The sequence below is a fragment of the Caballeronia fortuita genome (assembly GCF_001544835.2).
Lineage (GTDB): Bacteria > Pseudomonadota > Gammaproteobacteria > Burkholderiales > Burkholderiaceae > Caballeronia > Caballeronia fortuita.
Genome location: NZ_FCNX02000006.1, coordinates 149859 through 163771 on the forward strand (window position 1 = coordinate 149859; position 13913 = coordinate 163771).

Consider the following 13913-nt stretch of genomic DNA (forward strand, 5'->3'; position numbering starts at 1 on the left):
GTCCTAGTTTTGTGCTTCGCCACCCGCGAGCCGCGCCACCATCAGCGAGCCGAGGATGATTGCGCCGTAGATCGCCTGAATCCAGAACGACGGAACTTGCGCAAGTGTCAGCAGGTTTTGCACGACGCCCAACAGCAAAACGCCTGACAGTGCGCCGAGCATCGTGCCCTTGCCGCCATCGAGCGAGATGCCGCCGATTACCGCCGCGGCGAACACCGTGAAAATCATGCCGTTGCCCTGATTCGCGTTGATCGCGCCGACATAGCCGGTGACGATCAAGCCGCCGATCGACGCGAGCACGCTGCCGAGCACGAACACGCCCCACGTGATGCGCTCGACGCGAATGCCCGCCGCGCGCGCCGCTTCCGGATTGCCGCCGATCGCATAGAGCGCGCGGCCGAGACGGTGATAGCGCAACATGAACGCCGCGACCGCGAACGCCGCCGCCGCGAGCCAGACGGAAACGGGCAGGCCGAGCACGAGCGTCGTCGCAAGCGTGAAGAACGACGGCGGCATGTCGAAGAGCGTGCCGCCCTTGGTCGCGCCGACGAGCATCCCGCGCAGCACGATCAGCATCGCCAGCGTGACGATGAACGCGTTCAGCCGCAGCCGCACGACCAGAAAACCATTGATGAAACCGATCGCCGCGCCCACGACGACGATCGCGGCAAGCCCCGCCGCAGCCGGCCATTCGAGCCCGAAACCCGCCGACGCCGCGGGCATCACGAGCATCGCGCCGACCGCGGGCGCGATGCCGACCGTCGATTCGAGCGACAAATCGAACTTGCCCGTCAGCACGATCAGCGATTCGGCGAGCACGACGAGCGCGAGCGCCGCCGATGCGCCGAGAATGCTGATCAGATTCGCCTGCGTCAGAAAGCTCGGACTGACGAACGCGCCGATTGCGAGCAGCAGCGCGAGCGCGGGCAACAACGCGAGATCCCGAAAACGCGCGAATTCGATGCGCGGGCGCTGGGGTTGCATCGGCACGCCGGCCATCGCGGGACTGGAAACGTCATGCTTCATGGAGACTGACTCCTTCGACGGATGCGATGAGTTCATGGTCCTGCCATCCGGCAGGAAATTCGGCGGCAATTGCGCCACGGAGCATGACGAGGACGCGGTCGCAGGTGCGCAGATCGTCGAGCTCGCCGGACACGACGAGCACCGCCTTGCCTTCCTCCCGCACGCGTTCGACGACGCCGAGCAGCGCTTCCTTCGATTTCACGTCGACGCCCGCCGTCGGATCGATGAGCACGAGCACGTCTGGATCGGTCGCGAGCGCGCGCGCCATCACGACCTTTTGCTGATTGCCGCCCGACAGACCCGACACTTCGTGTTCGGGTCCAAGTGTCTTGATGCCGAGCGCCGCGATCATGCGTCGCCCGAACGCGTTTTTCTCCGCGGGCGTTGCGATTCCGAAGCGGCCAAGTGTTCGCGCGATGGTCATCGACGCGTTTTCCGCAACGGATTGCGACAGCACCAATCCCTCGCGATGCCGGTCCTTCGGCACGCAGCCGACGCCGTTCGCGAGCGCGGCGGGCACGTCGCCGGGCGGCAGCGCGCGGCCATCGATCTCGATCGTGCCGCTCGATTGCGCTTTCAATCCGGCAATCGCTTCCGCGACGCTCGTGCGGCCGCTCGTCGTTGCGCCCGTCAGGCCGATGACTTCGCCGCGCCGCAGTTTGAAGCTGACGCCGGCGTAGTCGTCGCCGCTGAGGTTCGACACGGACAGCGCGATCGATGCATCGGCGGGCAAAGGCGGGCGCGTCGCCGCATCGGTGACGGCGAGACCGCCCTGTTCGCCCGTCATCGCTTCGATCAGCTTGTCGCGCGGCAACGCCGACACCGGCGCGCTGACGATATGCCGCGCATCGCGCAATACGGTCACTGCCTGACAGATTTCGTACACCTCCTGCAAGTGATGGGAAATGAACAGGAAAGTGACACCTTCTGTCTGTAACTCTTCGATACGCCTGAAGAGACGCTTGATCTCCTCGCCGTCCAACTGTGCAGTCGGCTCGTCGAGGATGATGAAACGCGCACCGTACGACAGCGCCCGCGCGATCTCGACAAGTTGCCGCGCCTCGACGGTCAGATCGCCGGCGCGCGCGTCCTCGCGCACGTCGATCTTCCAGTGATCGAGCAGCGCGCGGGCGTCGCGACGCATCGTGCGCCAGTCGATCACGCCGCCGCGCCGATGCTGCCGGTTGATGAACAGGTTCTCGGCGACTGACAACTCGCGGATGATCGTCGAGTGCTGATAGACGCACGCGACGCGCTCGCGCCATGCATCGCGGTCAGCGAGCGGCGGCGCGCTCTCGCCGCCGAAGCGGATCTCGCCGGCGTCGGGGCGGCGCAGGCCGGTGATCATCGAGACGAGTGTCGACTTGCCGGCGCCGTTGCGCCCGACGAGCGCATGCGACTCGCCGGGCAGCACGCGCATCGTGACGTCCGACAAGGCCGCCGTCGAACCGTAACGCTTGGTCAGCCCGAGCGCTTCCACCACGGGCGCGCTCATTTGAGGGAATTGCCCCAGAGAGACTTGTCGTCGACGTTGGCTTTCGTCACGAGCGGCGCGGGCAACTGATCTTCGAGGATGCCGGGCGCGCGCTGGACGATCGTGCTGCCGTGATCGGTCGGGCCGGGCTTGAACGTCTGTCCGGCAAGCGCGGCCTTGATATAGAAGAGGCCGTATTTCGCGTACAGATCGGCGGGCTGGGAAATGGTCGCGTCGATATCGCCGCGGCGGATCGCATCGTATTCCTGCGGAATGCCGTCGTTGCTCACGATCACGATGTGCTTCGGATCGCCCGCCTTCACGAGCAGTTGCTTGCGGCGCAGCGTTTGCAGCGTCGGCGACAGATAGACGCCGCCCGCCTGCATGTAGATCGCCTTCACGTCGGGATTTGCGGTCACCAGGCTGTCGAGCGCGGTCGCCGCGGCGTCGCCTTTCCATGCGGCCGGAATTTCGAGAAGGCTCAGCGATGGATATTTCTTGAGGCACGCGCGAAACGCTTCGGAGCGGTCGCGGCCGTTCACCGAGGCGAGATCGCCCATGATCTGCACGACCTTGCCTGACTTGACGTGCTCTCCGATGTACTCGCACGACTTCGTGCCGTACGCGCGGTTGTCGGCGCGCACGACCATCGCGACCTTGCCCTGCGTCGGCGCGACATCGACGGCGACGACCGGTACGCTCTTCGCCGACGACGCATCGAGCGCGCGGCTGATCGCGGCGGAATCGAGCGGCCCGACGACGATGCCCTTCGCGCCCAGGTTCAGCAGATTGTTCATGTCGGTGATCTGCTGCGCGGGATCGCCGTTCGAATTGACCGGCGCGAGGATGTCGAGGCCCATCTCTCTCGCGTACTTCGGCAGGTAGTTGTTGTACGACTGCCAGAACGGCGAAGTGAGCAACGGCAAGCCGAGTCCGACTTTGCCGCTCTCCGCGGCGTGGGCGAGGCCAATGGTGCCTGTTGCAGCGATGGCGAGGACGAGTGTCTTCATGAACGTCATGCGTTTGTCTCCTGATGTGTTCTGTTCTTTGTGACTGCGACGCTGGGCTTCGGAAGACTGCCGATATATTGATTCATCAGTGAATGTATTATTCATATACGCACCAATCGAAGTCAAGAACGTTGCGCGGTGTAGCCGTTGGTGATTTCCCTAGCCGTATTCGCCGACTGTCAGAAGGCTTAAACTCGGCGCCAACTCATGAACCGACCCAGACTGCACATGGATGTGGATGACAACGACGCCGACCGCTATCGCGCACCTGCGCTCGACAAAGGGCTGGACATTCTCGAATTGCTGTCCGAACAGAAATCGGGACTCACGCGGGCGGAGATCACGAAAATGCTCGGCAGAAATGCGAGCGAGATGTATCGGATGCTGGAGCGGCTCGTCGCGCGGCAGTACGTGGTGCGCTCGCCGGAAGGCGATCGGTATTCGCTGAGCCTCAAGCTGTATGCGCTCGCGCATCGTCATCCGCCGATGAACCGGCTCATCGCGGAGGCGCTTCCGACGATGCAGCGTTTCGCCGATGCGGCCGAACAATCGGTGCATCTGGTCGTCTACGATCGCGGCAATCTGCTCGTCATCGCGCAAGTGGATGGCCCGGGCACATGGGGAATTTCGGTGCGGCTGGGCTCGCGCGTCGGCTTGATCGATACGGGTTCGGGGCGCGTGATGCTCGCCTTTCAGACCGACGAGCAGCGCGAACACATGCTCACCGAACACACGAAGGTCAAGGGCGAAGTCGCGCTCGATCGCGCGGTGCTCGACGCGGATTATCGGCAGGTTCGCGAACTCGGCTATTCGAAGAAGGACAGCCAGCAGACCTTCGGCGTGACGGACGTCACTTATCCGCTGCTCGGGCCGTCGGGCCAGGCGATCGCGGCGCTCACCTGTCCGTACATGCGGCGGATCGACGAATACGTCGCGCCGTCGATCGACGACGTCATGTCGCTGCTCAAAGACGCCGCCGCATCGCTTTCGATGATGCACGACTGAACGGCGCACGCTGCGCGCGTTAGAATGGCGGCCCTCTCAAAATGACGGCGCGTCGCGAAGACGCGCCGCCGTCTCCAATCCGACGCATTCCGATGGCGAAACTCCTTTCCGATACCGAATTCCTCCGCTTCACCGAACTGCAGCAAAAGCAGGCGAACTTCACGATCACGTCCGGCGAAGCCGATGAGTTGCGCGAGATCGTCGCGCGTGCGCAGAAGAAGCGTGACGATCGCGCGGCCGCGATGCAGGCGATCGAAACGTATATCGCGCAATTCGACATTACGCCCGACGAGCTTTTTTCAGCCGAACAGATCGGCGACGCGGCGCGCACCTTCGGCCTGATTCCCGCCGCGAAAAAGGAACGCACATTGCCGCCGCAACTGACATACAACGGCAAGCCGTATCAGTGGACCTCGCGCGCGCTGCCCGACGACATCCGCGTGCCGCTGTTCGATGCGTTCACGTCGGGGCACTCGGTGAAGCCGTTCATCGCGACGCTGAAGGACAGCTCGCGCTGCGCGCTGACGATCGCGCGCCTCGAAAAGGAAACGGGAAGTACGTACGCCGAAGCAATGCTCGAAGAGCTTTCGCTGTCGCGCGCCCAGATCGACGACGCGCTTGCCCGACTCGCGGCTTAATCCGCGTGCGGCTGTGACGGCGCATCGCACAGCCGCATTCTGAAACCGACGACGCCAGGGTCGTCGGTCTTCGTCAACTCGAAGCCGGTGTTACGCGCGAGCGCGATCATGCCGGCGTTCTCGCGCAACGCCTCGCCGACCATCCAGCGCGTGCCGCGCTGCCTCGCATAATCGATGATGCGCGACAGCAGCAGCGAGCCCAATCCCCTGCCCTTCATGTCCGAGCGTGCGGCGACGGCGAACTCGGCTGTTTCGTTATCCGGGTCGGCGATCGCGCGCGCGACACCGAGCGTCTCGCCCGTGCCCTCGCCGTTTGCCCGCGTGACGATCAGCGCCATCTCGCGGTCGTAGTCGATCTGCGTCATGCGGGCCAGTTGCGAATGGTCGAAGCTACGCACCGCGCCGAAGAATCGCAGACGCAAATCTTCGGCGGTGTTCGCGGCGACGAAGGCAGCGTGCGCTTCTTCGTCCTCGGGACGAATCGGCCGCACGGTGACGCGCATCCCGCGCCAGTCGAGCGTCTCTTCAAGGCAACGCGGATACGGCACGATCGCAAGCGGCTTGCGATGCGCGCCCAGCGTGAGCTGCGGTTCATGAACGGCGACCGTATCGCGCGTCACGCGCAACGTCAGCCGCAACGCGACAATTTCCTCGATATAGCAAACCAGTTGCGATAACGCGGTGAGCGCGTTCAGCAGCGTCTCGGCGGGCAACTCGCGCGAACGCGGCGAGCGCATGACGAGATCGCGCGATAGCACCGGATTGAGCGGCGGCAATGCGAACTCGTGAAGTGCGTCTGCCAGGCCGAGCGCGCCTTCCGCTTTGAACTCGAAAACCGGCCCGAACACGCGATGGTTGAGCAGCCGCGTTTGGATCTCGACGGCATCGCTCGTGAGCGAGTCGGGCAGTCCGGGTTTCACCGAAATGCCGAAGCGAGCGAATATGCGCGCGGCACGTTCGCCGTTCAATTCGGCGATGCCGTTCGCGAGCGCGCCGCGAATCTCGGATTGCGCGGCGTCGATGTCCTCCGGAATATCGGCGGGAAGTCCGTCGGGCGTCTGCATCAGCAATTCGCGGCCTTGCCGGAAATCGACGAGGCGTGCGAAGCCGCGCGCGAGCCGATGAGGCGTCGTGTGCACCGGAATGCCGTTGGCATGCAGTTCGTCGCGCGTCGCGGAATCGACGCAACCGAAAAAGCAAGCAAGCAAGCCGCGATACGCATGGCGCCGTTCCGCGATCAGCGTGCGCGCAACTTCGGCGACGGGCGCGCTATGCGTCGGCGCGTGAACGACGAACACGGTGCCGGTCTCGCGATGCGAGGCAAGTGCTTCGAGCGCGGCGCCGAAGTCGACGGGCGTGGCGTCGTCGCCGAGAAGAAGCGGATTGCCCGCGCGGGCGCGAGGCAGCGCGGCGGCGACTGCGTCGCGCGCGGCGGTCGGCCATTGCGCGAGGTCATCGCCGGCCGCGCCGAACGCATCTTGCGCGAGTGCGGCGACACCGCGATCGCTGGTGATGACGGTCGCAACATCGCTCGCCGCGACGCGGCCGATGCCGAGCGTTTCGATCTCGTCGAGCAGGTCGTCGAGTGAATCGACGCGAACCAGGCCGGCGCGGCGAAAGGCTGCGCCATAGAGACGATCGAAGGGATCGTCGCGACCGGTGCGGAGCACGAGTACGGGCTTGTTTCGCGCGGCGGCGCGTGCGGCGGACATGAACTTGCGCGCCGATCGGACGGTTTCGATGGCCAGCAGAATCGCGCGCGTCGACGGATCGCTCGCAAGGAAGTCGAGGATGTCACCGGAATCGACATCGGCTTCATCGCCGAGCGCGACGATGCGCGAGAAACCGAGACCGCGCGCCCGAGCCCACCCCAACACGCCATTGGTCAACGCGTTCGATCCGGATACCCACGCGACGCCGCCCGTTTTGACGCTGCAAGCGGGTGCACCAAGACAGGCGCCGATCGCAGGTGTGACAACGCCGAGACTGGCCGGTCCGATGATGCGAACGAGGTAAGGACGAGCGGCGGCGAGAGTACGAGTGGTCCAATCGTCCGGCTCGGAAATGGAGGCGTCTCCACGCTGATTCGCTTCGCCGACGATGACGACGGCTTTCGTGCCGCGTCGACCGAGGCGGTCGACCAGACCCGGCCACGTTTGCGGTCGAGTACACAACACGGCGACGTTTGGCGCTTCGGGTAGGGCATCGACGTCGCGGTACACCGGTTCGCCACCTAGTGATTCGTGCTTCGGATTGACCGGCCATAGCGATCCAGCGAAACCGGCGCACTGGATTCGCGACCAAACCATTTCACCGATGCTGCCTGCACGCGACGACGCGCCGACGACTGCGATTGACTTCGGCGCAAACAGGACATCGAGATTGCGAACGGTCATGGCGGCTCCGGCACGCGCGTCGGTTTAGACAGCGCCTAGCATAGGCGATTTTGTTTTTGGAGTGATGACGCGTCGACGCTTGGATGGGCGCGCGGAACTTTATGCGCATAAAGCGGCACTCCTCATGTTGCGGCAACCGCCAACCACTTTATGCGTAAACCTAGACCGATCGGCTAACGCACATCATTTATTGTGCATGAACACTGGATAAATAAGTTCGCCAATGTAAAATTCGACAGACTTCTAAATTCGGAGCAAAACGTGGCGGCGGAAATCATAGCGATCACGCAGCAGAAGGGCGGCGTCGGTAAAAGTACGATCGCGATGCATCTGGGCGCGGCCTTTCACGAGAAGAAAAAGCGCGTGCTCGTGGTCGATGCCGATGGACAGAACACCCTGATTCATTGGTCCAGCGCCGCATCGGATGAAGCGAGCGGGATACCGTTTCCCGTCGTCAATCTCTCCGAAGCGGGCGGACAGATCCATCGGGAGATCAAGAAGTTCGTCAACGACTACGACGTCATCGTCGTGGATTGCCCGCCGTCGATCACTGAGAAGGTCTCCGGCGTCGTGCTTTTGGCAGCGAGCGTCGCGGTGATTCCTACGTCGTCATCGCCGGCGGACTATTGGTCGAGTGTCGGCTTAGTCAAGCTCGTCCAGCAAGCTCAAGTGATGAACGAAGACCTGCGAGCCGTGTTTCTTCTCAATAAGACCGAGGAGAAGCGCATGCTCACGCGCGAACTGAAAGTCGCACTCGAAGAACTTGGCTTCCCCTTACTGAAAACGCAAATTCCCACGCGCGAGTGCTACAAACAGGCGATGGCGCTCGGGCTGACTGTGCTCCAAATGAGCGATCGCGGATCGCGTCTCGCCGCGGCGGAGATTCGCGCGGTAGCAGACGAGATCATGGCCATGCTCCCCTGACTTTATGCGCATAAAGGACCCTGAATGAAACCGTCCCAACTTGCCAAGGGCTTCAAGGCTCGCCCCGATTCGACCAGCAGCGAGAAGCGCACAGCGCTCGATCGTCTTAACGCCATCGACGGCATCGTAGATATTCAGCACGCGGGACAGACTGCGGCGAACGGCCGGTCGAGCGCTTTTGTTGCTGAAGAGCCGGGCGACATCAATGGCGCACCCGAGTCCGACGAATATCGGGCCTGGAGACGTGCGAATCGTTATACGACGGGACAAGTGATCGAACTGTCGTTGAAGGCGATCAAACCGAGCCCCTTCAACCCGCGCCATTTCTATCTGAAGACGTCGATTGCCGAACTGGCCGTCAACCTTGCGAAGCAGGGCCAACAGCAAGCGATTCATGTCATTCCCGATTATGAGAATCCGGGAACATTCTTCGTCAGCGATGGCGGGCGGCGTGTACGGGCTTTAAAGGAAGCGAACAAGGAGACGGTCAAGGCAGTGGTCGTCGATCTGCCGATCGGCATCGAGAGCTACAAACTCGGTTATGACCTGAACGTCCAGCGCGACTCGCAGACCGTGTTCGACAACGCCGTCGTCTGGCGACGCTTCCTCGACGAGCAGCATTTCCAGAGCCAGCGCGAACTGGCGGATCATCTCGGCCTCGACGAATCGACGATCGCGGTGGCGTTGTCGATCGCGAAGCTGCCCGAGAACGTCATGCACGAGATGGTCGCGCGCCCCGATCGATTCGGCTCGAACATGGCGTATCAGATCGCGCGCTATCACACTGCGCGCGGCAGCGACGCCACGTTGCGGCTCATCAACAAGATCACTGCCGACGATCTGAGCACGCGCCAGGTCGCCGACATCGTCAAGGGCCGCGCCAACGCCAACGAACCAGCGAAGACGCCGAGCCGGCAGCGCTATGCACAACGTCTGGAAATCAAGCTGGACGGCGTTTCAGTCGGCGATCTGAAGTCGTATGGGGAAGATCGCATCGAATTGAGTTTGCGCGGGCTGTCGCGCGAGAAGCGCGATGAACTCCTGCATCAAATCGAAAAGATGCTGCAGGCCGCAGAAAACAAGCAGTGATGTATCAAGGGCCGCCGGAACGCTTCGGCGGTCCTTGAACTATGCGTTTTTTTGAAAATCGCCGGGCTTTGCGGCTGCGGTTTAGCGCGACTGGCTCAGCGTAAATGCCAGCAAGTCTCCATCCGTGGGATCGCCCCACGTCTTTCGAGCCAGCCAGTCGAAAAAGGATGTCTCGGCGAGCTTCGAATCCAGCCCGCGCTTGCGCCAGTCGTCACGCATGTGCGTGCCAAGGCCCGGCAGCACGTCGTCCTCGAATGACTGGCGCGCCAACTCCCGTTCTTCCTCACCTTGCTCGTCGTACAGCACGCGCGCTTCCTTGCGGCGGTAGGCCGAGAACTCGCTCAGCAAGCGGGCCTTGAGGTCGTCAGCGGCGGATGCGGCCGCTGGCGTACGCGAAACCGCGCCACTGTTCGCGGGAGGCAAAGCCTCCACCGGCGGAGCGTAGCCTTTCTTCAGCGCGTCCTTGAAGAGGGCTGCCGCGCTGCGAACCGGCGGCAGCGTTGTACTGCGCATCCGCTGCTCAGTCATCTGCAACGCGGCGCGGATGCGGTTTTCCTCACTGTCGGCATACAGCGTCTGTGCGTCTTTGAGCGGAATGCCGATCTTCACCATCCGATCCACCAGCGTGCTGTCGAACACGTTCGGATGCTCGTCGAGCGCGAGCATCGGCTGCTTCTGTTCGGTCACGCGGAATTGAATCTCGGCGACGCGTCGCCCTTCGCGATGTTCCACCAGCTCGACGAAGATGTTGGTCACGGCGTTCACTTCGGCAATCGCCGGACGAAGATAATCGCGTTTGAAGTACTTGTATTCGCGCTTGGCTTCATCGCCGGCTTCGGTATCCGGCGTGCCCGAGAGTATGGGACGCCACCATTCCCACGTTTCGCGCATCGTCAGATGGCTGGGATTCGTCAGGTAGCGAACGCAGATCTCATACAGCGCAAGGCCGGCGCTGCTGCGTAATTGGCTCTGAAATTGCAGACTCAGCCGCGCGTATTGCACCGGATCGAGCAACTTCTTTTTGATTTTTGGAGCGAACGAAAATTCGACCCACACGCGGCGCGTCGTCGGATCTTCAAGAATTTCGGCATCGGCGATTAGCGTCGAGATACCCCACTTTCGGCCGGGTTTCTGACTCGACGTGCCGGTGCTCCACTCTACCTGCACCGACACCATTCGGCGCAGATGTTCCTTGACTAGCGCGGTATCGTTCGAGTCGAACGCCGAATTTGCGACGATATCGGATAGCAGCGCGCGGTACGTGTCGCCCGACTCATCAGCTTGCTGAGCGACTGCAAGAAGCACGTTGAACAGCTTGCGGGTGAGTAGCGTGATCTTGCCGCTTTTCGGCTGGATCGCAATGGCCTCGACCGCCTTGCGCAGTTCGGCGGAACTGGGGCTGACGACGTCGGTTTTCTTCGCGCGCTTGGTGGCCATGACATGGTCAAGATCGATGATGCGGGCAAGGATACCGATTGGGGTGAAACGCGTCTATAGGGACAAAATCACCGTACAGGGTGATGCAGCAACGTGTGACGCAACTCACTGCGGTGCGCTCCTGTAAACGCTCACCGCTCACCGATGATGACCATCGCATTTGGGCAGTATCCGCGCGGGTAAACGACTTCAAGCGAAGTCCGGCCCGGTCGCCAGCAGTTTGCAGAGCTCCCGAAAACGCTCACCTCAAAATTTTTTTGACGTTCCTATCGGAATGTAGCGCCTCTGACACAGCATCCTGCCGGACAGGCATTGCACGTTCGCTACTCGAATGGTGCACATCGCTCGGGCAGTCGCACTCACCCAGCGCGATGCCAGCGCCGTGAGTCCCGGAAAGTCTCACCAATCGCGCAGTGACTCGCTTGTTCACTGCCCGCCCGAGCCCGTTCTCAAGCGTGTCTCAGCGAACCGGTCCTGTAAAATCTCACCTCAAATTCCTTTGATCACCGCTCTGCGAGTCCCATTGAAGCGCCGAAACCGACTTCTGGAAAGGAAGAACCTTGTGTAGTCGGGCATTCATCTCGCTTGGATATATGGCGCTTTGCCGAACGCTCTCCCGAAAACGCTCACCGTAACCGCACTAAACTCGCTGCGCAGGCGCTGATGCCTCCCGAATCTTCTCACCGTCACAGACGGGCCGATCGCCCTGCGCGATGGTATCCCATTGTTTTCAAATCTTTTTTCTCATTTGGCTCGCAAGCGTGGCGTCTCGAGACTGTTGTCTCTGGATGGATCCGAATCCCGGACAAGCTCACCTTAGGTCCAGGGTACCGGGCGATGACCCACACGAACTCCGGCAAGAAGGTCCCGCAAAAGCTCACCTTCAGAAGGATTATCGGAAACGTGACCATCCCAAATCGCCGCATGGTCCACGGAAACACAATCAGAGTGGGTACATCGCTCCCGAAAAAGCTCACCTTTACGTGCTCGATTCACTGTTTCGACCATACAGAGTCAAGTTTTCCCGAAAAAGCTCACCGGAAATTCTAAAACCACCCCGTAAACCCTCACCAATCCGTAAAAATGACCGAAATCCCGTTTGGAAGGGTGGGACCGCAATCCCCCCGAAAAGCCTCACCTTATGGATTCATTACCTCACGAAGCTGAATACGCCAGTCCACGGCCCCAGCGTGTTGCGCTCCCGCGTGAGCTCACCTTGCAGATCTCACGCCCCCCTGAATCCGCTCACGATCTCTCCCGCGGTTGCTCACCATCACTCCCGAACCCGACCACCGATATATCCCGTAGAGCTTCACCATGTATCCTGTAGCGTCTCACCTTGCAGCTCGCAAAGCCTTACTGGATAAGGCTTCGCCTTGGCGTTAACGCTGTTAACAAGGGTTCAAAGGTGTTTACTTCTATTACACTCAAGCGCTGATGTGTCCTTGAACAATTGTCAATATAGAACTTCATCGTGAAACACGAATCGGCTGTGAATCTTCGCTAAAATTACATGCAGATCATATGCTTGCACGCGTTTTCTTAGGATGTTCCACAGAAGGCGCTTGGCTTGTTGAGACAAAATCATCAAAAGACCGAATAACTCGCATTAAATCGGCGCCCAGCCGACACGGCCAAGAAATTCATAACGTACGACACGTAAAACGTTATGATCGCAATGTCAAAATGGACATCTCGCCGTCATGGACCACTCCACCCGCGAAACTCTGCGCCAGGAAATCGAAGCGCTTCGAGCGAGAGGCGCGCGCCGTCAAGATCTTTCCCAGCACGCTTGCAAACGACTCTTCTTCGACCTCGGCGTCCGACCGTCGGTTACGACCGTTCGCGATTTGACGCAGACCGGCAGCGCCAGCGATATCCCCAAGGACATCGAAGCCTTTTGGAACGGCTTGCGCACCGCGATGCACGTACGCATCGACGCAGGAGCGATTCCGGAATCGTTGCAGGAACGTGCTGGCGACTTGCTGGCCGCGCTTTACGACGAAGCGCAAAAAGTCGCGCGTGCCTCGCTAGAAGAAGACAAGGCGCGTCTCGACGCCGCCATCCAGGACGCGCAAGTCAAGGTCCGCGATGCCGATATCCGCCGCGAAACGAGCGAGCAAGCTCACCAGCGCGCTGAAGCCCGCGCTGAAGCCGGCGTCGTCCGAATCGCCGCCCTGGAAGCCGAGTTGCAGGCGCTTAGAGACCGGGGTTCGGACGCTCAGACCGGATTGCGCGAAGTCATTGCTCGCTGGGAGAAGGAAAACGAGGCCCTGTCTAAATGTCTGCAGCAGGAGCAGGACGCGGCGGCTCGCCTGCGCGATCGCGTCGACGAACTGCAGGGCGAACTGCGCCACAACACGGAACACTACGCACAGCAGATCAAGGATGCAGTCAAAGAAGCCGAACGACGCGTTCATCCGATGCTCGTCGAACTCGACTCCCTTCGCGGCATGGCTGCCAACTATCAGGCAAGTGCACGCGAAGCGAGCCAAAAGGAATTCGATTTCATTCAACAACTTAGCGCTGCGAGAAGCCGCGCCGACCGCCTGGAATCCCAAGTCCGCGTGCAGTCCGACGAAATCGATGCGCTCGTTCTCGAACGCGACGCACAGCGCGTCCAGTCAGGCGCGAGCGCCGAAATCGGCGAACTGATCGGGCGTCTTGCGGCACAGGGGCGTTTGACTACCGACGAGATCGCGAAGCTGGGAACTCAGGTAGACGGCTACATCATTGCCCCGGCGGCCTGTCCGGCCTGCGAGGCCGGCGAGCCGGAATTGCAGCGCCACGAAGACGAATACGAGCTTTCCTGTCCAAACTGCGAGCGGACTTCGGGCGCGGCGTTATCAAAGCTCGCCGCAGTCGATGGATTCGTCCGATCAGCACGCGTCAGCATGTCCTGAGCGCGAGATCG

At 61.5% G+C, this 13913-nt stretch carries 9 protein-coding genes and 2 pseudogenes; 6 read left to right on the top strand and 5 right to left on the bottom strand.

Annotation, left to right across the window (positions count from 1 at the left end; translation table 11 throughout):
* Window positions 1-3 precede the first annotated feature (3 nt).
* The 3 genes from AWB77_RS13425 to AWB77_RS13435 are packed head-to-tail and all read right to left on the bottom strand — an operon-like array spanning window position 4 to window position 3519.
* The gene (locus AWB77_RS13425; protein WP_061134935.1) at window positions 4-1026 is read right to left on the bottom strand and encodes an ABC transporter permease; all 1023 of its coding nucleotides are present in this window, start codon (window positions 1024-1026) and stop codon (window positions 4-6) included.
* Entirely contained in the window at window positions 1016-2521 is a 1506-nt protein-coding gene (locus AWB77_RS13430) for a sugar ABC transporter ATP-binding protein (protein ID WP_061134936.1), read from the bottom strand. The genes AWB77_RS13425 and AWB77_RS13430 overlap by 11 nt, the downstream gene beginning before the upstream one ends.
* Window positions 2518-3519, bottom strand: coding sequence for a sugar ABC transporter substrate-binding protein (locus tag AWB77_RS13435; RefSeq protein WP_061134937.1), 1002 nt, complete (start codon window positions 3517-3519; stop codon window positions 2518-2520). Before AWB77_RS13435 ends, AWB77_RS13430 begins: the two co-directional genes overlap by 4 nt.
* Window positions 3520-3738: 219 nt before the next feature.
* Here AWB77_RS13435 and AWB77_RS13440 point away from each other — a divergent pair, with 219 nt between their 5' ends.
* Window positions 3739-4515, top strand: a complete 777-nt coding sequence (locus AWB77_RS13440; RefSeq protein WP_061134938.1) for an IclR family transcriptional regulator — start codon at window positions 3739-3741, stop codon at window positions 4513-4515.
* A 92-nt stretch (window positions 4516-4607) separates the two neighbouring features.
* Window positions 4608-5153: a hypothetical protein gene (locus AWB77_RS13445; protein ID WP_061135129.1), complete on the top strand. Its 546-nt coding sequence runs from the start codon at window positions 4608-4610 to the stop codon at window positions 5151-5153.
* On the opposite strand, the gene AWB77_RS13450 is transcribed toward AWB77_RS13445, so the two are convergent.
* Window positions 5150-7549 (bottom strand): bifunctional acetate--CoA ligase family protein/GNAT family N-acetyltransferase, encoded by a 2400-nt coding sequence (locus AWB77_RS13450; protein ID WP_061134939.1) that lies wholly within the window; start codon window positions 7547-7549, stop codon window positions 5150-5152. The two genes, AWB77_RS13445 and AWB77_RS13450, sit on opposite strands and share 4 nt — an antisense overlap.
* A 261-nt stretch (window positions 7550-7810) precedes the next feature.
* Here AWB77_RS13450 and parA point away from each other — a divergent pair, with 261 nt between their 5' ends.
* The 3 genes and pseudogenes from parA to AWB77_RS13460 form a co-directional block, all read left to right on the top strand.
* Window positions 7811-8473, top strand: a complete 663-nt coding sequence (gene parA / locus AWB77_RS13455; protein ID WP_061134940.1) for a ParA family partition ATPase — start codon at window positions 7811-7813, stop codon at window positions 8471-8473.
* Window positions 8474-8497: 24 nt separating this feature from the next.
* Window positions 8498-8603 (top strand): annotated as a pseudogene (locus AWB77_RS37440) (ParB/RepB/Spo0J family partition protein); the annotation flags it as partial.
* Window positions 8604-8683: 80 nt separating this feature from the next.
* Window positions 8684-9562: pseudogene (locus AWB77_RS13460) on the top strand (ParB/RepB/Spo0J family partition protein); the annotation flags it as partial.
* Window positions 9563-9643: 81 nt separating this feature from the next.
* On the opposite strand, the gene AWB77_RS13465 reads toward AWB77_RS13460, so the two are convergent.
* Window positions 9644-10999 (bottom strand): replication initiation protein, encoded by a 1356-nt coding sequence (locus AWB77_RS13465; RefSeq protein WP_061134942.1) that lies wholly within the window; start codon window positions 10997-10999, stop codon window positions 9644-9646.
* Between the two features lie 1703 nt (window positions 11000-12702).
* Here AWB77_RS13465 and AWB77_RS13470 point away from each other — a divergent pair.
* Window positions 12703-13902, top strand: coding sequence for a DNA-binding protein (locus tag AWB77_RS13470; RefSeq protein ID WP_061134943.1), 1200 nt, complete (start codon window positions 12703-12705; stop codon window positions 13900-13902).
* Window positions 13903-13913: the final 11 nt, after the last annotated feature.

Excerpts from the sequence above, each read along its gene's own strand:
- AWB77_RS13435 (WP_061134937.1), bottom strand. The coding sequence starts at position 3,519 with ATGACGTTCATGAAGACACTCGTCCTCGCCATCGCTGCAACAGGCACC.
- AWB77_RS13425 (WP_061134935.1), bottom strand. The coding sequence starts at position 1,026 with ATGAAGCATGACGTTTCCAGTCCCGCGATGGCCGGCGTGCCGATGCAA.
- AWB77_RS13470 (WP_061134943.1), top strand. The coding sequence starts at position 12,703 with ATGGACCACTCCACCCGCGAAACTCTGCGCCAGGAAATCGAAGCGCTT.
- AWB77_RS13440 (WP_061134938.1), top strand. The coding sequence starts at position 3,739 with ATGGATGTGGATGACAACGACGCCGACCGCTATCGCGCACCTGCGCTC.
- AWB77_RS13445 (WP_061135129.1), top strand. The coding sequence starts at position 4,608 with ATGGCGAAACTCCTTTCCGATACCGAATTCCTCCGCTTCACCGAACTG.
- AWB77_RS13465 (WP_061134942.1), bottom strand. The coding sequence starts at position 10,999 with ATGGCCACCAAGCGCGCGAAGAAAACCGACGTCGTCAGCCCCAGTTCC.
- AWB77_RS13450 (WP_061134939.1), bottom strand. The coding sequence starts at position 7,549 with ATGACCGTTCGCAATCTCGATGTCCTGTTTGCGCCGAAGTCAATCGCA.
- AWB77_RS13430 (WP_061134936.1), bottom strand. The coding sequence starts at position 2,521 with ATGAGCGCGCCCGTGGTGGAAGCGCTCGGGCTGACCAAGCGTTACGGT.